Origin of the sequence: Corynebacterium simulans, assembly GCF_001586215.1 — a bacterium.
Lineage (GTDB): Bacteria > Actinomycetota > Actinomycetes > Mycobacteriales > Mycobacteriaceae > Corynebacterium > Corynebacterium simulans.
On record NZ_CP014634.1, the window covers coordinates 2011426 to 2030769 of the forward strand.

Annotated in this window: 14 protein-coding genes; 10 read left to right on the forward strand and 4 right to left on the reverse strand. The window is 62.2% G+C overall.

All coding sequences use genetic code 11. The features are described from left to right. The first annotated feature begins 6 nt into the window (after positions 1–6). The 4 genes from grcA2 (at position 7) to WM42_RS09330 (ending at position 3826) form a co-directional block, all read left to right on the forward strand. The gene (grcA2, locus tag WM42_RS13740; protein ID WP_061924374.1) at positions 7–258 is read left to right on the forward strand and encodes an autonomous glycyl radical cofactor GrcA2; all 252 of its coding nucleotides are present in this window, start codon (positions 7–9) and stop codon (positions 256–258) included. Positions 259–261: 3 nt separating this feature from the next. Further along, positions 262–1131 (forward strand): pyruvate formate-lyase-activating protein, encoded by an 870-nt coding sequence (gene pflA, locus WM42_RS09320; protein ID WP_062037440.1) that lies wholly within the window; start codon positions 262–264, stop codon positions 1129–1131. A 69-nt stretch (positions 1132–1200) separates the two neighbouring features. Next, positions 1201–2445 (forward strand): alpha/beta fold hydrolase, encoded by a 1245-nt coding sequence (locus WM42_RS09325; RefSeq protein ID WP_062037443.1) that lies wholly within the window; start codon positions 1201–1203, stop codon positions 2443–2445. Between the two features lie 253 nt (positions 2446–2698). Continuing rightward, complete coding sequence (locus tag WM42_RS09330) at positions 2699–3826, forward strand: SPFH domain-containing protein (protein WP_062037446.1); 1128 nt, start codon at positions 2699–2701, stop codon at positions 3824–3826. Between the two features lie 59 nt (positions 3827–3885). Here WM42_RS09330 and WM42_RS09335 read toward each other — a convergent pair whose 3' ends face one another. After that, on the reverse strand, positions 3886–4200 hold the full coding sequence (locus tag WM42_RS09335; protein ID WP_062037449.1) for a GNAT family N-acetyltransferase: 315 nt from the start codon (positions 4198–4200) through the stop codon (positions 3886–3888). Between the two features lie 217 nt (positions 4201–4417). Continuing rightward, complete coding sequence (locus tag WM42_RS09340; RefSeq protein WP_062037453.1) at positions 4418–5179, reverse strand: HNH endonuclease family protein; 762 nt, start codon at positions 5177–5179, stop codon at positions 4418–4420. A gap of 37 nt (positions 5180–5216) precedes the next feature. On the opposite strand from WM42_RS09340, the gene WM42_RS09345 reads away from it, so the two are divergent. The 6 genes from WM42_RS09345 to acpS all read left to right on the forward strand — a co-directional run bounded on the left by WM42_RS09345 (position 5217) and on the right by acpS (position 18167). Then, positions 5217–5420 (forward strand): hypothetical protein, encoded by a 204-nt coding sequence (locus WM42_RS09345; RefSeq protein ID WP_145915051.1) that lies wholly within the window; start codon positions 5217–5219, stop codon positions 5418–5420. A gap of 147 nt (positions 5421–5567) precedes the next feature. Next, entirely contained in the window at positions 5568–14681 is a 9114-nt protein-coding gene (locus WM42_RS09350) for a type I polyketide synthase (protein WP_082787672.1), read from the forward strand. A gap of 210 nt (positions 14682–14891) precedes the next feature. Continuing rightward, entirely contained in the window at positions 14892–15857 is a 966-nt protein-coding gene (locus WM42_RS09355; protein WP_371326206.1) for a substrate-binding domain-containing protein, read from the forward strand. A gap of 119 nt (positions 15858–15976) precedes the next feature. Beyond that, positions 15977–16948, forward strand: a complete 972-nt coding sequence (locus tag WM42_RS09360) for an ABC transporter permease (RefSeq protein ID WP_201057460.1) — start codon at positions 15977–15979, stop codon at positions 16946–16948. 11 nt (positions 16949–16959) lie between these two features. Next, positions 16960–17724 carry an ATP-binding cassette domain-containing protein gene (locus WM42_RS09365; RefSeq protein ID WP_062037462.1) on the forward strand — a complete coding sequence of 255 codons (765 nt, stop codon included), beginning with the start codon at positions 16960–16962 and terminating at the stop codon, positions 17722–17724. Positions 17725–17735: 11 nt separating this feature from the next. Next, complete coding sequence (acpS, locus tag WM42_RS09370; RefSeq protein WP_062037465.1) at positions 17736–18167, forward strand: holo-ACP synthase AcpS; 432 nt, start codon at positions 17736–17738, stop codon at positions 18165–18167. Here the strand turns inward: acpS and WM42_RS09375 are convergent. Both WM42_RS09375 and bcp read right to left on the reverse strand, forming a co-directional pair. Beyond that, a complete protein-coding gene (locus WM42_RS09375; protein WP_062037469.1) occupies positions 18164–18796 on the reverse strand; it encodes a TetR/AcrR family transcriptional regulator in 633 nt (210 codons plus the stop codon). The genes acpS and WM42_RS09375 overlap by 4 nt on opposite strands. An 8-nt stretch (positions 18797–18804) precedes the next feature. Beyond that, positions 18805–19275: a thioredoxin-dependent thiol peroxidase gene (gene bcp / locus WM42_RS09380; protein WP_062039372.1), complete on the reverse strand. Its 471-nt coding sequence runs from the start codon at positions 19273–19275 to the stop codon at positions 18805–18807. Between the last annotated feature and the right edge of the window lie 69 nt (positions 19276–19344).

Sequence of the window (19344 nt, forward strand, 5' to 3'; positions counted from 1 at the left end):
ATCACCATGGCAACCCCAACTTTCGACGAGCGCTTGGCAGACATGAAGGCTAACCGCGACGAGCACCAGATGAACGCGGGCCTGTACCACGCAAACATCAACGTTCTGGACAAGGCAACCCTCGAGGACGCTGTCGAGCACCCAGAGAAGTACCCGAACCTGACCGTCCGTGTTTCTGGCTACGCAGTTAACTTCGTCAAGCTGACCAAGGAGCAGCAGCTCGACGTTATCTCCCGTACCTTCCACCAGGGTTCATAAAAAATGGCTGATGGCATTACTGGAGTCGTGCACCTCGACCCCCAAGCGGGCGAGAAGGTGCGCGGTGCGGCCGTCGGCCTAGGTACCGATAACTCCCTCGACGAGATCAAGCGCCCGGAGCTCATGGAGGCACGCCGTACTGGTGATATCGCCTTAGTGCACTCCTGGGAGCTGGTGACCTCCGTCGATGGTCCCGGTACCCGCATGACGATGTTCATGTCCGGTTGTCCACTGCGCTGTCAGTACTGCCACAACCCAGACACCATGGAGATGAAGGTGGGCACCCTCGAGCGCATCGAGGACGTCGTCAAGCGCATCAAGCGCTACAAGCCCATCTTCAAGGCTTCCGGTGGCGGTCTGACCATCTCAGGTGGCGAGCCGTTGTTCCAGATTGCGTTCACGCGCCGCGTGCTCAAGGAAGTCCACGATGCGGGTATCCATACCACCATCGATACCTCGGGCTTTTTGGGTATGCGCCTGCGGGACGAGGACTTGGAAAACATCGATCTTGTGCTTCTCGACGTCAAGTCTGGCGACGAAGAAACCTACAAAAAGGTCACTCGCCGCGAGCTGCAGCCAACCATCGATTTCGGTGACCGGCTGTCGGCGATGGGTAAGCCGGTGTGGATCCGCTTCGTAGTGGTTCCAGGCCTGACGGATTCCCCGGAAAATGTGCGAAACGTCGCCGAGATCGTGGGGCGTTGGAGCAACAACGTCGAGCGTATCGAGGTGCTTCCGTTCCACAACATGGGTGCTGATAAGTGGCATGAACTGGGCTATCCGTACACCCTCGAGGATACGAAGCCGCCAAAGCCGGAGGATATCGAAGCAATTCGAGACGTCTTCCGTGCAAAGGGATTCACCGTTTACTAAACGAGTGTTCCCTGAATAAGAAAAGTTTTTAGCGCTGCGCCACTATGGTGCGGCGCTAAACTTTTATCTATGACTCGTCGATTTGGATACCCAGTTAAAGAGCACACACTTTCCGTCCCGTGGGACTACAACGACCCGCAACAGGGCACGCTTAAACTCTATGCTCGCGAAATCGGCGACCCGGATAAGCCCGCCATTCTCTATAACCAGGGCGGGCCAGGCTTCCCAGCCCCGCGTCCACTGGGGGCGTCAGGTGTCATCGGCAAGGGCCTGGAGCGCTACCGCTGGATCCTCATGGATCAGCGTGGCACCGGCCGCAGTCATCGCATTGATGAGCTTTCCGAGGCCGCCGACTTAAGCGTCGAGCGCCTTAAACTACTGCGCCAGGACAACATCGTGCGCGATGCGGAGCGGCTGCGTGAGTACCTTGGCATCGACAAATGGTCTTTGTTCGGCCAGTCCTTTGGCGGATTCTGCATCACGAGCTACGTCTCCTTGTTCCCCGAGTCAGTGGACAAGGCCTTCCTGACCGGCGGCCTACCGACCCTGGACAAGGGCGCAGACGATCTTTACCGTTCCACGTTCACCAAGCTCAAGGTGCGCCAACAACGCTTCTTCGACTACGTACCTTTCGCGCAGCAGCGCATCGCGGAAATCATCGATCACCTGGACAACTCGCAGGAGGTTTTGCCTACTGGGGAGCGCTTGAGCTCGCTTCGCTTCCGCACCATCGGCATCGAGCTGGGCCGCGGCTCTGGATTCGATTCCCTGGGCTACCTGCTTGAGGAACCCTTCCGCACCGTGGGTGGGGAGAAGCGCTTGCGCTCCGATTTCCTCCACGAGGTCGGTGCTCGCGTGAGCTTCCAGGGTGGGCCATTGTATGCGGCCATCCACGAATCCATATATGGCAGTGTGGGCGGCCAGCACGTCACGGGCTGGGCGGCGCACCGCGTGCGCGAAGAGTTCCCGGAGTTTGCCGAGTCAGGCACGTGGCTGACAGGCGAGCACATCTTCCCGTGGCAGTTCGATGAGGATCCGGCGCTGCATGCCTTCAAGGATTCGGCAGAAGCGTTGGCGCAGCTTGAGTGGGACGCTGCGCCTTACGACGCCGCGGCATTGGGCAACGCCGAAGTGCAGGCCGCCGCAGCTGTCTATCTGGATGACATCTTCGTGCCCTTCGAAGAGTCGATGCAGACCGCTAGCGCCTACCGTGACCTGCGCCCAATGGTGACTAACAAGTTCCAACATAACGGAATCGGCCACGACGGCGAGGGCATTCTGGGCGAGCTTTTCCGCTTGGTTGATGACCACTAGAACACCCGTTTGCGCCGGCCGGCCCCGGTCGGTCGTCGATCAGTTCCTGCGCCAGGCGGTGGCGGCACGACGCTGCACAGAGTGGAAGATGGAAAAGCAGACGGCGGACTTGGCGCTCGCTGCCTAGCCCCTTGTCTTATTCGATAGCAGTTTCATTAAGACTCTTCTTTCCTGCTCGCACACTTATTCAAGGTGTGGCAAGGTGGGGAGAGAATCAAGAATTGAACAAAGAATTGAACGAGAGGAAGAACCAATGATCGGAATGATTGTTGTTGGCGTTGTTCTGCTGGCGATTGTTTTGACCATTTTTGATGGCTACTACATCGTGCGCACCCGTGAGGCTGCCATTGTGGAGCGCCTGGGTAAGTTCGTGACCGTGGCGCACGCTGGCCTGCACTTCAAGCTGCCGTGGGTTGATCGCGTGCGCGACAAGATCAGCCTGCAGGTGCGCCAGCTCGATGTCATGGTGGAGACCAAGACCAAGGACAACGTCTTCGTTCAGATTCCGGTCGCCGTTCAATACGAGGTTGTTCAAGGTCGCGAGCGCGAGGCCTACTACATGCTCTCCAACCACGAACAGCAGATTGTGGCCTACGTGCAGGATAACGTTCGTTCCTCGGTTGCCAATATGGACTTGGATGATTCCTTCTCATCCAAGGACACCATTGCACAAAACGTCGCAATGTCCTTGCGCGATAACATGGCCGCTTATGGCTGGCACTTCGTAAACACCCTGGTTACCGATATTCGCCCGGATACCCGCGTGCGCGAGTCGATGAACTCCATTAACGCTGCGCAGCGTGAGCGCGAGGCGGCTATCGCACAGGCTGAGGCGGAGAAGATTCGCGTGGTTAAGGAAGCCGAAGGTGCCGCTGAGGCAAAGAAGCTGCAGGGTCGCGGTGTGGCTGAGCAGCGTAAGGAGATTGTCGAAGGCATTGCGCAGCAGTACGAGATGCTGCGTGCTGCAGGCGTTCAGGAAAACCCGGAGACCCTCATGCTTGTCTCCCAGTACCTGGACGCGATGGTCGACGTCGCCGACCGTTCTCACACCAACGTCCTCTACATGCCTTCGAATCCAGGCGGCATGCAGGATCTCTTCGGCGGCATGCGCGACGTATTGCTTTCGACTCAGGCTATTAACAACGAAGCCTCTGATGGACTCGACCGCGAGCAGCGCAAGCGCTTGGAGCAGCTGCGTGCGCAGAAGGCGCAGCGCGCGCAGCAGGAGGCGCGCGAGGTGCAGCAGCGCGCTGAGCACGCCTTTGAGCAGGCTCCTTACGGCGGCCAGCAGCCACAGGCTCCACAGCAGCAGGGTCAGCACCCACAAAACGCACGTCAATACTTTGATGAGCTGCGCAAGCACCTCAAGGATGAGGGTTAGTACTTCCGTGGAAGGACTCTAAGGATCGCACCTGCAAGCCGTCTTCGGTGAAGTTGGATTTATCTAACCACGCCTCGAAGACGGCTTTTTTGCAGCCATTCGGCGTCGGTGATGGAAAGCCACTCGGTGTCGCGGGAGCGACCTTTGTAAACCATGTGGTTGCGGAATATGCCCTCCGGAACAAATCCCAAGCGTACAGCGGTGTTGCGGGAAGGCTGCTTGAGATGCTTGGAATAGTAGACCCATCCCATCTCCACGCTGCCGTGCTCGGGCACTGCGTTGATGAGTGAAATTGAGCCAATGGCTTGCTCAGCTATCGCCGTGCGAAACTCAGCAGAGTCCTCGAATGGGCCGGAACCATTGAAGTAGGTCAAATAGTGCTTTGGAGCTCGCCTTCGAAAGCTGCCACCATGTCGTCGCCGTGCTTGTCAGCATCCAACGGCTCGAGGCGGCAATAGCGACCCTCCAGCGTTACAGGTTGGGGAAGCGAACGAGTGGTCTAATTCTTGGGTCTAATGGGTTGGTCGAGTTTGTTGATACGTGTCGTGTTGACATCCTAAAGGTGCTCGTTCCCCCACGCCGGCGGCGACGCTAGTTCGCTGGGCATGCGGCGAGTAATCCTGCGAGCGCGTCGCGCTCAGCCTCGGTGACCCACAGCCCGTAGGTTGACTTCACATCGATGATTCGCTGGGCGTAAGAGCAGCGGTAGCCATTGTTCGGCGGCAGCCAGGTTGCTGCGTCGCCTGCGGATTTCTGCTGATTAAGTGGGCCGTCGACCGCGAGGAGATTGCGCGGGTCGTTGGCAAAGTCGCGGCGCTTTTCCGGTGACCATTCTTGGGCGCCTTTTTGCCAGGCGTCGGCAAGCGGGACTACGTGGTCGATCTGAACCTTGTCTGAAGTGTCTTGCCCGCGCTGGAAGCTGATCTCCGTGCCGGAATAGGGATCGTGCAGCGTACCTGTCAGGACCACGCAGTCATGAGTGTTTTCTTTGAGCGTGATATCCACGAGGTCACGGCGCAGAATGTCGTTTCGCGTATCGCAGCCGTTGTGGCCAAATTCCACGGTGACATCGTCAGACCACGCCTGCCCGAACTGCTCACGTTCGTAGTCAGTCTTTGGCGCGCGGCCCTTAACCGGCAGTGCGTTGAGCTGTTCTAATGCAGGATTTGGTGCAGGTGCCGCGGGGGTGTTGGGTGCATTGTCCAGACTATCGTTTGCAGTGGTTGTGGGCGCAGTCGCTGAGGTGGACGAAGTCGGGGCGTCGAGAGTTGCGCCAAAGATGACGAGAGCTGCGACGATGAGGTTGAGGATGCCGACTATGTAGTACGGGCGAAAAGGGGAGCGGGCTGCCATGATGGGGATGATTTTAGCGGCTAGACTGGCGCCGGTAATGAGTATTGATAGGTTCTTTGATGAATACACGCAACAGCGCGGGATTGTCCGCAGTGCGCTTGTGGTTCCGGCGAGTGCATGTGAGATTTATGCAGAGGTAGAGCCCGAAGGTCCTGCCGGGGAAGGCATGCGACGGGGCCAATCGCGCGTGGAACTAAAGCGTGCTGAAGAGCTAGTTTCCCAGCTCTTGGGTGATTTCTAGCCGTATTCTCGCCGCCGTGATTTACGAGCGGCACCCACACACGCCGTCAAAAGATGATGGTTTCCTCATGATTTTGTGGCATGCTGTTTTTCTGACTTTCTGATACAAAACAATTCTGGCCGCACTCGCATAGGAGCAGCAACCACAGTGAGTACCACCCCGCGTACCGAAACTACGACCATTATCCAGCCGCATTCCACAGGAAAACGCTTGGTCAACCGCCTAGACGCCGAACCTTTCGCGCTGTCATTTTCGGGCCAGGGCTATGCCTGGCTTCCCAATCTGCAGGCATCCATCGCCGCAGGCGCAGGCACCCGCCTTGCCGGGCACCTGAAGCAGGCGGAAAAGATCCTCGAGCCACTCGCAGACGATCTCGCCGCCGCCTTCCCGCACGGCTTTGCCCCGCTCGAGTGGGCAGCACCAGCGAACTCGCCGCGCATTAACCTGGCGGATTCTGCTATCTCTACCCCGGGCATCGTCACCGCCCAGGTTGGTGTGCTCGAAGCGCTTTCTGCCCAGGGGCTCGACGTCTCGCAGGCGGTCGCGGCCATTGGTCATTCCCAGGGCACCTTGAGCACGTTTGTTGCCACCGGCCGCGCCGAAGCCGGCGAGGTCATCGTTTTGGCGCAGCTCATCGGTGCCGCTATCACGCGTACAGCCCGCACTCATGGTTTGGTCCGCAACGCTGAGGGTTCTCCTATGGTGGCAGTCTCCGGTGCCACTCAAGAGCAGATTGAAAAGGCTGGCGGTCGTATCGGCCTGCGCAATGGCCGCGACAAGTTCATCATCGTCGGTACCCCGGCGGAGGTAGCCGCAGTTCAAGGCCGCCTCGAAGCGGCGGCCTCCAAGGACGCTAAGCTCGTCGAATCCAAGCAGCGCGGCGGCGCCCCGTTCGCACCTCGCTTTAGCCAGCTCGACATCCAGGCTGCCTACCACCACCCGGCAATGGAAGAGGCCGTTGCGCAGGTCATCGTGTGGGGTAAAACCGCAGGTCTTGATCCCGTGCTCGTGGAGGAGGGCGCCCGCGCCGTCCTCACCGACATCGTCGATTGGCCAGCCCGCGTCACCGAGGCCATCGAGGCAGGCGCCCGCTGGATCTTCGAGTGCGGCCCTGATGGTGGCGTCGAGCCGCTGACCCGAGACATCGTCGCAGGACGAGGAATCGGCACCTTGGTGGTGTGCGGTTCGCAAGGGCAGTCGCAGCTTTTCGACGCCGGCCAGGCACCCGCCCTGCCCATGTCCTGGGAGCGCTTCCGTCCGACCTTGCGCGCAGGTCGCCTTTTCACCAAGTTCACCGAGGCAACCGGCTATTCGCCAGTCATGCTGCCCGGCATGACCCCTTCCACCGTCGACCCAGAAATCGTGGCTGCAGCAGCCAACGCTGGTCACTGGGCAGAGCTCGCAGGCGGTGGCCAGACTACCAACGCCTTGCTGGCACGCAACTTGGAGAAGCTAGAGGAACTCCTCGAGCCAGGCGTGAACGCACAGTTCAACGCCATGTATCTCTCCGCATCGCAGTGGCGCCGCCAGATCGCTGGCGAGCGCGCCCTACCCAAGGCACGCGCAAACGGTGCGCCCATCAACGGCGTGGTTGTCTCTGCTGGTATCCCACCGCTCGATGAGGCAGTGGAACTCGTAGAATCTCTGCACGCGGACAACTTCCCGTGGGTCGCATTCAAGCCAGGCACCATCAAGCAGATCGACCAAGTACTGCGCATCGCCGAGCAGGCCCCAGGACTTATCATCATGCAGGTCGAAGGCGGTCACGCCGGTGGCCACCACTCGTGGGAGGACCTCGACGAGCTGCTCGCTGCCACCTATGGTCGCATCCGCGAGCACGACAACGTGGTGCTGGCCGTCGGCGGCGGCATCGGCACCCCAGCCCGCGGCGTTCAGTACCTGCTGGGCACCTGGGCACACAAGCAGGGGCTGCCGGATGCGCCTGTCGACGCCATCATGGTGGGCACCGCCGCCATGGCGACCAAGGAATCCACCGCTTCCGAATCCGTGAAGCGCGCACTCGTGGCCGCGCAGCCGACCGTCCAGAACGACGGCTGGGCCGGCGTGGGCGCTGCAGCCCAGGACTTCGGCGGCTCCGTGACCTCCGGACTGTCCCAGCTGGGCGCGGACATCCACGAGATCGACAACTCCTTCGCACGCGCCGGGCGCCTGCTCGACGAGGTCGCGGGCGACGCTGAGGCCGTGGCCGCACGTCGTGACGAGATCATCGAGGCCATCGGCAAGACCTGCAAGCCTTACTTCGGCGACCTTGACTCTATGACCTACGCGCAGTGGCTCGAGCGCTACCTTGAGCTTTCCTACATGGGGCAGTGGGTCGACGAATCCTGGTTCCAGCGCTTCGTCGCGATGGTGGAGCGCACCGAGGCCCGCCTCAACCCGGCGGACCACGGCGAGATTGAACTTCAGGTCACCGCAGAGCGCGAGAACCCGGAGCAGGCAGTCAAGCAGCTGCGCGAGCTCCTGGGCAGCGCCGCCCTCGACCAGCTCGTCCACCCAGGCGACGCCGCGTGGTTCCTGCAGCTGCTCAACCAGAAGGGCAAGCCCGCCAACTTCGTCCCCGTCATCGACGCGGAGGTCCGCCGTCTGTGGCGCCAGGACTCCCTGTGGCAGGCCCACGACGAGCGCTACGACGCCGACCAAGTTTGCATCATCCCAGGCACCACCGCAGTCGGCGGCATCGAGCGCGCTGACGAGCCGGTGGCTGAGCTGCTTGCCCGCTTCGAGCAGGCCGCAACAGATGAGCTGACCCAGGCCGGTGTACAAGACAAACCAGAGCACTCGGACTTCGACACAATCCTCAAGGCACCAATGGTCAATTGGGCAGGCCGCGAGCAGCTCAACCCGCTTCGCCTCGTGCTTAGCACCGGCCAGTTCCTGGCTGAGTCGATCGAGAGCAAAGACAACGGCTCCCGCTTTCAGAAGCTTGCCGAAGGCGAGTACTGGCTGAGCGTCCCGCTCAAGGGCGCGATTGCAGGCGCGCAGCTGCGCCTGCGCATCACCCCACCGCAGATTCCGGGCGCCTCGCCGCTTATCACCGAGGCCGATGCCGCTGAGTCCATGCGCGAGCTGGCTCGCGTCGCCGCGGGCGGCACCCTGCCGGAGGTAACCGGTGGCACCGCCATCTGGTCCGGCGAGCTCAGCGCCGCGGATTCCGCGGACTATGAAAACGTCACCGCGGGCTATGCACCTGCCGACGCCCTTTCCGCAGACGTTGCCGAGGGCGCACACGTGGCCCCAGACGTCCTCGTGGGCAAGGCCTGGCCAGCCGTGTTCGCGGTCATCGCCAATGCAGTTACCGAAGACGGAACCAACGTCGTTGAAGGCCTGCTCAACCTGGTCCACCTGGAGCACAACCTCGAACTCAAGTCCGCGCTGCCGCGCGAGGCGAAGCTGCGCATCACCGCCACCGCGGGCGAGGTCCGCGACACCCCAGTCGGCCGCGTCGTCGACGTCGCAGTAGATATTGAGACGGCCACCGATGGTGCTTCCGTAGCTGGTGCAGACACCGCAGGTACCCCGGTTGCGCGCCTCTTCGAGCGCTTCGCCATCCAAGGCCGTCGCGGCGAGCAGGAACTCGGCGCAGCGGACTCCGTCGCAGGTGAAGCGTCCACCACTGCGGAAAAGCCGCGCAGCTTCCGCCACGAAATGACCGTGACCGCCCCGCAGTCGATGCACCCATTCGCCGTGGTCACGGGCGACCGCAACCCCATCCACGTTGCCGATCTCGCCGCCCAGCTGGCTGGCCTGAAGGATGGCGTCATCGTCCACGGCATGTGGACCTCCGCGCTGGCGCAGCTGGCTGCAGCTTTCGACGGCGCCGCAGTCCGTGAGTGGAGCGCCACCATGCAGGCGCCTGTCCTGCCCGGCGCGCAGGTCACCTTCGTGGTCGAGCGCGTGGGCCTGGACACCCGCCCAGGCTTCGGCGAGGTCCGAGCCGTCACCGCTTCCGTCGACGGCGTTCCGGTCCTTGAGGCTCGCGCAACTGTCGCTGACAAGCTGACCTTCTACGGCTTCCCCGGCCAGGGCATCCAGTCGCAGGGGATGGGCATGGACGCCTTCGCGGCGTCGTCAAGCGCCCGCTCCGTGTGGGAACGCGCGGACAAGCACACCCGCTCCAAGTTGGGATTTTCCATCCTGGAGATCGTGCGCAACAATCCGCAGTCCGTCACTGTGCGCGGCGAGGAGTTCACGCACCCGGACGGAGCTCTTTTCCTGACCCAGTTCACGCAGGTAGCCATGGCTACCCTGGGCTGCGCGCAGATCGCCGAGATGCAGGAGGCCGGCGTCCTTGACTCCGGCGCCTACTTTGCGGGCCACTCCGTGGGCGAGTACAACGCCCTTGCCGCCTACGCGCAGGTGCTCTCCCTCGAAGCAGTCGTGGAGATCGTCTACGCCCGTGGCCTGACCATGCACCGCCTGGTCGAGCGCGACGCCGAGGGGAACTCCAACTATGGACTGGCGGCGCTGCGTCCGAACAAGATCGGCGTCTCCGCCAAGGACGTGTTCCCGTACGTTGCTGAGATTTCCGCGCAGACCGGCGAGTTCCTGGAGATCGTCAACTACAACATTGCAGGCGTGCAGTACGCCGTCGCCGGTACTCGCGCGGGGCTTAACGCCCTGCGTGCCGACGCCGAGCGCCGCGCGCCGGGGGCGCGTGCCTTCATCCAGATCCCGGGCATCGACGTGCCGTTCCACTCCTCTCATCTGCTGGGCGGCGTGCCTGCCTTCCGCGAGCACCTCGATTCCCTGATTCCGGCGGACATCGACCTGGATATCCTCGTGGGCCACTACGTGCCGAACCTGGTCGCGCGTCCATTTGAGCTCACTGAAGAATTCGTGCAGGCCATTGACTCCGTGGTGGACTCTGAGCCCGTCAAGGCCATCCTGTCTGACTTCGCGGGCGCCCTTGAGAACCCGGTTCAGTTGGGCCGCACCTTGCTCATTGAGCTTTTGGCCTGGCAGTTCGCTTCACCTGTCCGATGGATCGAAACCCAGGATCTCCTGCTTAGCGAGCCGGGCACCATCGGCGGCGCTGGCACCCCGGGCCTGGGCGTGGGGCGCTTTGTCGAGGTGGGCGTGGGTTCCTCGCCAACGCTGGCGAACATGCTGGGCCAGACCCTGCGCCTGCCGCAGTATGCAGGCCACGGCATCGAGGTGCTCAACATCGAGCGCGACCGCGATGTCGTCTTCGCTGAGGATGCCATCGCTCGCCCGGAGCCGGAGCAGACTGCAGCGGCTCAATCTGGTGCCGAGGGTGGTGCTGTCGAATCTGACGCTACCGCAGCAAGCCTGGTCCCTGAGACCTCGGCAGCAGCGGAGACCACGACCCTCGTGGCTCCGGTTCCGGCACCTGCTGCGGGTGGCGAGACCCCAGCGGATAAGCCGTTGAGCGCGCAGTTCGCCACCGAAATGCTCGTGGCGGTGTGGACCAAGGTTCGCCTGGATCAGATGGGTCCTGCCGATACCATCGAACTGCTCGTCGAGGGCGTGTCCTCCCGCCGCAACCAGCTCCTGCTGGATCTGGGGGTGGAGTTCGGCCTGGGCGCTATCGATGGCGCGGCCGATGCTGCGCTGTCGGAACTCAAGGAGACTGTCGCAGGCATGGCCAAGGGCTATAAGGCCTTTGGCCCGGTCCTGGGCGAGCAGGTAGCTGATGCGCTGCGCCGCCTTACTGGACCTGCCGGAAAGAAGCCTGGCTACGTGGCTGAGCGCGTCACCGGCGCCTGGGGCTTGGGCGAAGGCTGGGCAGACCGCGTCATCGCTGAGCTTGTCCTCGGCACTCGCGAGGGCGCGTCCCTACGCGGCGGCGACCTGGCCACGCTCGGCACGGGCGCTGCGAATGCCAAGGAGCTGGATGCGCTTATCGACGCCGCCGTGACCGCCGCCGGACAGCGCGAGGGGATTAGCATCGCGATGCCTTCCGCGGGTGGTGCCGCGGGCGGTGGGGTAGTGGACTCCGCGGCTTTGGATGCCTACACCGCGGAAATGACCGATACCCTTGCAGAGACCGCCCGCACCTTGCTGTCCAAGCTGGGAGTTGCGGCGCCTGCCACCGAGTTCTCGGAAGTAGATGAGAACGCCGCACTGGCGGAGCTAGTCTCCCGTGAGCTGGGCTCCGATTGGGCCAAGCAGGTGGCGCCGTCCTTCGATGCGGATAAAGCAGTGCTTCTTGACGACCGCTGGGCTTCTGCCCGCGAGGATCTTGCGCGTGTTGCCGCGGGCGAGCTCAACGCTGCGGACGTCGATGTTCTGGGCGCTGGCGAAGCCGTGGCGCGGCTGGCGGAGCACTTTGGGCTGCCGGATCACGCGCAGGAAGCGCGTGTGGATGCCGCTAGCTTGACCATGAGCAACGACGTTGCCGTGGTTACTGGTGGCTCCCCGAACTCGATTGCGGCCGCTATCATCGGCGAGCTCCTCAACGAGGGCGCCACTGTGGTGGCAACCACCTCGCGCCTAAACCATGACCGCGTGGAGTTCTACAAGGAGCTCTACCGCACGCACGCCGCTGGTTCCGCCGCGTTGTGGGTGGTCCCTGCGAACTTGAGCTCCTTTAAAGATCTCGACGCCTTGGTGGAGTGGATTGGTAACGAGCAGACAGCCACAGTGGGTGGCAAGTCCAAGCTGGTCAAGCCGGCGCTGGTGCCGACCTTGCTCTTCCCGTTCGCTGCTCCGCGCGTGCAGGGCACGCTGGCCGACGCCGGCGCCCAGGCCGAGTCGCAGATGCGTCTGCTGCTGTGGTCGGTGGAGAAGCTCATCGCGGGCCTGTCTCAGCTGGGCGCGGATACCCACGTGGGCCAGCGCCTGCACGTGGTGCTGCCAGGCAGCCCGAACCGTGGTCGCTTCGGTGGCGACGGCGCCTATGGTGAGGCCAAGGCGGCACTCGACGCCCTGGTTACCCGCTGGAAGGCAGAGCCTGTCTGGGGCGAGCGCACCTCGCTGGTCCACGCCCACATTGGTTGGGTACGTGGCACTGGCCTGATGGGCGGAAACGACCCAATGGTCGAGCTTGTCGAGGCCAAGGGCGTGGAAACCTACTCCACCGAGGAAATGGCTATCAAGCTGGTCGACGGCGGCGCCAACTCCGATGTGCGTGAGCAGGCGGCCCAGGGTCCAGTCACCCTTGACTTCACCGGCGGGCTGGGCGAGGCCGACCTCAACCTGCCTGAACTGGCCCGCGAGGCCACGCAGCGTGCGGAGCAAACAAGCGCATCCAATGGCGGCGTCATCCGGGCCCCGAAGACGGTGCAAGCACTGCCGAACCCGCTGTCCCCGTTGCAGTGGACCACGCCAGACTTCAGCGGCGTGACGCAGTCGTTCGATGACATGGTCGTCATCGTCGGCGCAGGTGAGCTCGGTCCGCTGGGTTCCTCGCGTACCCGCTTCGAGGTCGAGCTCTCCGGCGAGCTTTCCGCTGCCGGCGTGCTTGAGCTGGCCTGGACCACGGGCCTTATCAAGTGGGATGCGCAGTCGGCCCAGTGGATCGTTCTGGAGACCGGCGAAGCCATTGCCGAGGAAGACGTCTACGAACAGTTCCATGACCAAGTGATGGCCAACATCGGCGTGCGCCGCTACCACGATGACTTCGGCCCGCACATGCCGATGGTGGACAACCTCGCACCTGAATTGACCACCATTTACCTGGAGAAGCCGCTGACCTTCACCGTGGACGATGAAGCAACCGCCAAGTCCTTCGTAGAAGAAGTTGAGGGCGCTACGGCGCACTTCGATGGTGAGGAATGGCAGGTTACCCGCCCGGCCGGCTCGCCAGTGCGTGTGCCGCGCCGCGTGGCAATGTCGCGCTTCGTCGGCGGCCAGGTACCCACCGGATTCGACCCGGCGGTCTATGGCATCCCGGCCGACATGATCGACAACCTCGACCGCGTGGCGCTGTGGAACATCGTGTGCACCGTGGATGCATTCCTCTCGGCGGGCTTCAGCCCGGCAGAGCTGCTCGCGAGCGTTCACCCCGCACGCGTGTCCTCGACGCAGGGCACCGGCATGGGCGGCATGGCCTCCCTGCGCTCGCTCTACGTGGATAAGCTGCTGGCGCAGTCGCGCCCGAACGACATCCTGCAGGAAGCCCTGCCGAATGTGGTGGCAGCGCACGTGATGCAGTCCTACGTGGGCGGCTACGGCCAGATGGTCCACCCGGTTGCAGCCTGCGCTACCGCTGCGGTCTCCGTGGAGGAAGCGATGGATAAGCTGCGCCTGCACAAGGCAGACTTCGTGGTCGCTGGTGGTATCGATGACTTGTCCATCGAAGGCATCACAGGCTTCGGAGACATGGCGGCCACCGCGGATTCCGCGGAGATGGAAGCCAAGGGAATCGACCACAAGTACTTCTCCCGCGCAAACGACCGACGCCGTGGCGGCTTCATCGAGTCTGAAGGTGGCGGCACCCTGCTGTTGGCCCGTGGCTCATTCGCCGCGGAGCAGGGACTGCCGGTTCTGGGCGTGGTGGCCTTCGCGGAGTCCTTCGCGGACGGCGCTCACACCTCCATCCCCGCGCCGGGATTGGGCGCGCTGTCTGCTGCCCGTGGCGGCGTGGATTCCCGCTTGGCGCAGGCCCTGCGTGCTCATGGCGTCACGCCGGATGAGGTGTCCATCATCTCCAAGCACGACACCTCGACTAATGCGAATGACCCGAACGAGTCGGATCTACACGAGCGCATTGCTGCCGCGATGGGACGCAATAGCGGCAACCCGATGTACGTGATTTCGCAGAAGACCCTGACTGGCCACGCCAAGGGTGGTGCCGCCGCGTTCCAGATGGTTGGCCTGACGCAGGTCCTGCGTGAGGGCATCCTGCCGCCGAACCGCTCCCTGGATTGCGTGGACCCGGTGCTGGCTAAGCATGAGCACCTGGTTTGGCTACGTCATCAGCTGGACCTGCGCGGAAACCAGGCAAAAGCGCCGAAGGCTGGCCTTGTTACTTCGCTGGGATTCGGCCACGTCTCCGCTCTGGTGGCGGTGGTGCACCCCGGTGCGTTCTTGGTGGCATTGGCTGCGGCGCGCGGTAGCGATGCGGCAACACGGTGGGAAGCGCGAGCTCAGGCACGTGAGCGCGCCGGGCTGCGTCGTATTGAGTCCGCCATGCGCGGTGGGGCAGCGCTCTATGAGCGCCCCGTCGACCGCAACCTGGGCGGGACTGGTGACGCCGTGAAGGAACGAGAAGCCCGTGTCCTCCTTGATGACAGCGCACGCTTGCAGGGTGGTGTGCTTAGCCTCGGGAAAGGATAAAAACCTTTAGGACTGCGGTTTAGGGAGGGCACCCCAGCTTGTGGGGTAGCCCTCTTCTTGTGTGTTGTTCGCGCAAAACGGGGGTGAAATTCGCCGCGAAAGTGCCAGCGTGTTCCGTCTGAAACGATAAAGATGCAGGTCATGAGGTTTGAGTAGCTGCTTGCGGTGGGGCACTATGCAAGGGTGAAGTTCAACGTTAAAGCAAGCAAGATTGTGGGAACTGTGGCTTTGGTAGCCGCACTTGGGGGATGTTCGGCTACAGGCGGTGCCCCGCGTGCTGACGAAGAAGGCGGCCTCGCCGGGGGAGTGGACACCGAGCGCATCGTGGTGTCGATGATCTCCCACGGCGCCCCTGGTGATACCTACTGGGACTTGGTCCGCAAGGGCGCCGAGGACGCTGCCAAGAAGGACAACATCGAGCTGCGCTACTCCTCCGACCCACAGGCGCCGAACCAGGCTAACCTCGTCCAATCCGCCATCGATTCCGGCGTCGACGGCATCGCCGTAACCATGCCGAACGCGGGTGCCATCGGCCCAGTGGCCAAAAAGGCTTCCGAGGCTGGAATTCCCACCGTCGGCCTGAATGCCGGCATGGATGAGTATCAAAAGTACGGCATGAGCGCTTTCTTTGGTCAAGAAGAAAAGGTAGCTGGCAACAAGGCGGGTGAGCGCCTGAAATCCGAGGGCGCGAAGCACACGCTGTGCGTTATCCACGAGCAAGGCAACAAGTCCCAGGAGGACCGCTGCGCTGGTCTCAAGAAGGGGCAGGGCAGCAAGGTGGAACTGCTCTACGTCAACGGTCAGGATCTCACTGCCGCGCAGTCCACGCTGAACGCTAAGCTCGCCCAGGATAAGTCCATCGACTGGGTCATGGCGCTCCAGGCGCCCGTCGCGCTTCGCGCGGTCGACGCTATTGCCGACGCCGGTGCATCCGCCAAGGTCGCCACCTTCGATACCAACGCTGAGCTTGTCGACGCCATCGCCCAAGGCGACGTCGCCTGGGCCGTGGATCAGCAGCCTTATATGCAGGGCTACCTCGCAGTCGATGCGCTGTGGCTTGCGCACCGCAATGGTTCGACCGTCGGCGGTGGCCGCCCGGTCTATACCGGCCCATCCTTCGTTGACGAGAACAACGTTGACGTGATTTCTGAATCTGCGAAGGAAGGCCTGCGATGACAGTTCGGACCACGCAAGTAGCAAACGCTGCGGCTAAAGCTGCGGCAAAGGGCGAGGAAAATACGGCGTCGCCAAGCGCGGATGGAAGGCTGCACAAGCGCAGCCTGAGCACGAGAATCATGCGCCGCCCCGAACTGGCCAGCGTGCTCGGCGCGCTCGTCATCTTCGCGCTGTTTATGGCAGTCGCGCCCTCGTTCCGCTCGATGGAGGCCTTCTCCACGGTGCTCTATGCCAGCTCCACGCTCGGCATCGTCGCGCTTGCCGTGGGCCTTTTGATGATTGGTAACGAGTTTGACTTATCGTCCGGCGTTGCCGTAACCACTGCGGCGCTGGTGGCCACCATGCTCAACTACAACCTGCACCTAAACTCCTGGGTGGGCGCGGGGCTCTCGCTGCTGGTCGCACTTTCCATCGGCGCCCTAAATGGCCTGCTCGTGGTGCACACGAAGATTGATTCTTTCCTTATCACTCTCGCTGCTTTCCTTATGTTGCAGGGCTTAAACCTCGCAGTAACGAAGCTGATTACCGGCCAAGTGGCCACCCCGTCCATTGCGGATATGGAGGGTTTTCCTACAGCGCAGACCATATTCGCTGGGACCATCCACATCGGTACACTCAGCATTCGCTCCACCGTCTTGTGGTGGATTTTCTTCGTGGCGCTGGCCTCCTTCGTGCTGTACAAGACCCGCTTTGGTAACTGGGTCTTTGCCGTCGGCGGCGATGCAGAAGCAGCGCGCGCAGTGGGCGTTCCGGTGCGCCGTGTGAAGGTGATTTTGTTTATGCTCGTCGGCTTCGCCGCGTGGTTCGTCGGCATGCATACCCTCTTTGCTTTCGATTCAATTCAGGCGGGTCAAGGCATTGGTAACGAATTCCTCTACATCATCGCGGCCGTCATCGGCGGCTGCTCCATGACTGGCGGACGCGGCACCGCAGTGGGCACCGCTATTGGCGCAGTCATCTTCGGCATGACCAACCAAGGCATCGTGTATGCCGGCTGGAACCCGGACTGGTTCAAGTTCTTCCTCGGCGCCATGTTGCTGTTTGCGGTGCTGACCAATAGTTCCGTGGCTAATTTCAACAAGCGAAAGTAGGGCAGACCATCATGACTACTACAGCTATTGAGCTGCGTGAGATTGAGCAATCATTCGGCAACTTTCAGGCGCTGCGCGGGATTTCCATGAAACTGGTCCCTGGCACGGTCACGTGCGTGCTGGGCGATAACGGCGCCGGCAAGTCCACGCTGATCAAAATTTTGTCCGGCCTGAATACTCCAACAGGCGGGCAGCTGCTTGTCGACGACGCGCCCACCACCTTCTCTAACCCCCGCGACGCGTTGGACGCGGGCATTGCCACCGTCTACCAAGACTTGGCACTCGTGCCGCAGCTTTCGGTCTGGCGTAACTTCTTCTTGGGCCAGGAGCTTACGGGCCGTTTCGGCGGGCTGCAGGAGAAGAAAATGCGCGCCATCGCCCGCGAGCAGCTGGCGCAGATGGGCGTGGAGCTGCCCGACATCGACGTCGAGTTGGAGGCGCTTTCCGGCGGGCAGCGCCAGGTGGTCGCGATTGCCCGTGCCATTTATTTCGGCGCGCGCTACATCGTGCTGGACGAGCCGACTGCAGCACTAGGCGTCAAGCAATCCGGCATGGTGCTGCGCTTTATCGCGGCGGCCAAGCAGCGCGGCATGGGCGTGGTCTTTATTACCCACAACCCGCAGCACGCTTACCTGGTGGGAGATCGCTTCGTGGTCTTAAACCTCGGCGAGGTGGCACTGAACGCTGACAAGGCCGACGTGAGCGTCGAAGAGCTGACGAAGTGGATGGCCGGTGGCGCAGAGATGGAAACCCTCAAGGCGGAGTTGGCCAGCTAGAATAAGCGGCCATGAGCCAAGCAACCTTCGCCGTGGGCACGGACCTCGTTTGTATCTCCGAGTTTGCCCGGCAGCTGGAGCTGCCAGGCACTCGCTTCGAGGGCGTCTTTAGCCCCACGGAGTTGCGCGTGGCAGCGACGAAGCCGAGTCCACAGCGCCGCGCTGAGCATTTGGCCGGACGCTGGGCGGCAAAGGAAGCCTTCATCAAAGCGTGGTCCCAGGCCCTCTATGGGCGCCCGCCGGTGCTTCCAGAAGAAGAGGTGCGTTGGGCAGAAATTGAGGTCCAGCCCGACGCCTGGGGCAGGGTAGCTATCTCGCTTAAAGGCGCAATCCGCGAGCATGTCGCAGCCAGCCTGGGCCAGTTTTTCACCTCGCTGAGCATTAGCCACGATGGTGATTACGCCACCGCGACGGTGCTGCTGCGGTTTGTTCCAGCTGGTTAGCTCGTCGCTACAGCAAAGAGATAGGCGATGAGCATGCGCTTGATTTCGCGCACGACGTCATCAAAGTTCTCCGGCTCCCCCGAAGCCGCGTAATTGAGCATGGAGACCACCGTGTGCACCAAGAAACCGGAAAGTTCGATGCGTTCGTCATAGCTCATCTGCTGGGCAAGCGGCTCCAAGATATCTGCCAAGGGCTTGAGCATCTGCAGCTCGGTATCGGCGGCGGTAGCTCGAGTGCCAGGGGTGGACTGCACCGCATGCCAGACTGCCCGGCGCGAAGGATCCTCACGCCACATACGGGCCAGATGGTCGATGAACTCGTCCAAGAAATCCGGCCACTGCAGGGCCGGGACATGCTCGGAGAAGCGGCGGATTTCCTCCAGGTTGCCCGCGGTATCTTGACGGTCTAGTTCGCAGATGAGCACATATTTATTGGCGAAGAACTGATACAGCGTGCCGATGGGAACCTCGGCGCGGCGGGAGACTTCGTCGAAGGTGAAGGACTCAAAGCCGACGTCGACAAGCACGCTTCGCGCAGCCTTGAGGATTCGATTGAACTTCTCGCGGCTGCGTGCTTGGGCGGGGCGCCGGCGGGGAACCAGCAGCTCTGTGTCCTGCTTAGTGCTCATTTGTTTGTTTAGGAAAGCCCCTTCATCACGCGAGCCACGTGGCCGGTGGCCTTGACGTTGTAGAGTGCCTGGCCGATGGTGCCATCGGCCTCGACCAAGAAGGTGGAGCGGATAACGCCCTGGACTACCTTGCCGTAGTTCTTCTTCTCACCAAATGCGCCGTATGCGCTCATGACCTCTTTGTCAGGATCTGAAAGCAGCGGGAAGTTCAGCTCGTGGTCTGCGCGGAACTTGGCCAGGGCCTCCGGCTTATCAGGGGAGATGCCAACAACGGCAATGTCTAGACCATTGAGCTGCTCGAGAGCATCCCGGAAGTCACAAGCCTCCTTGGTACAACCCGGGGTATTGGCGCGCGGGTAGAAGTACACAAGCACGCGCTTTCCTGCGTAATCGCTAAGGCTGACGGAGTTGCCTTCGTCATCGCTCAAAGTAAAGGTGGGGGCGGTATCTCCGATTTCCAAACGCTTTGCTTCAGTCATGCTCTCAACCATACCGTGCACACCGGCGGGCAAACACTGTAGACTTGTTCCTTGATTGACTCGGTGGAA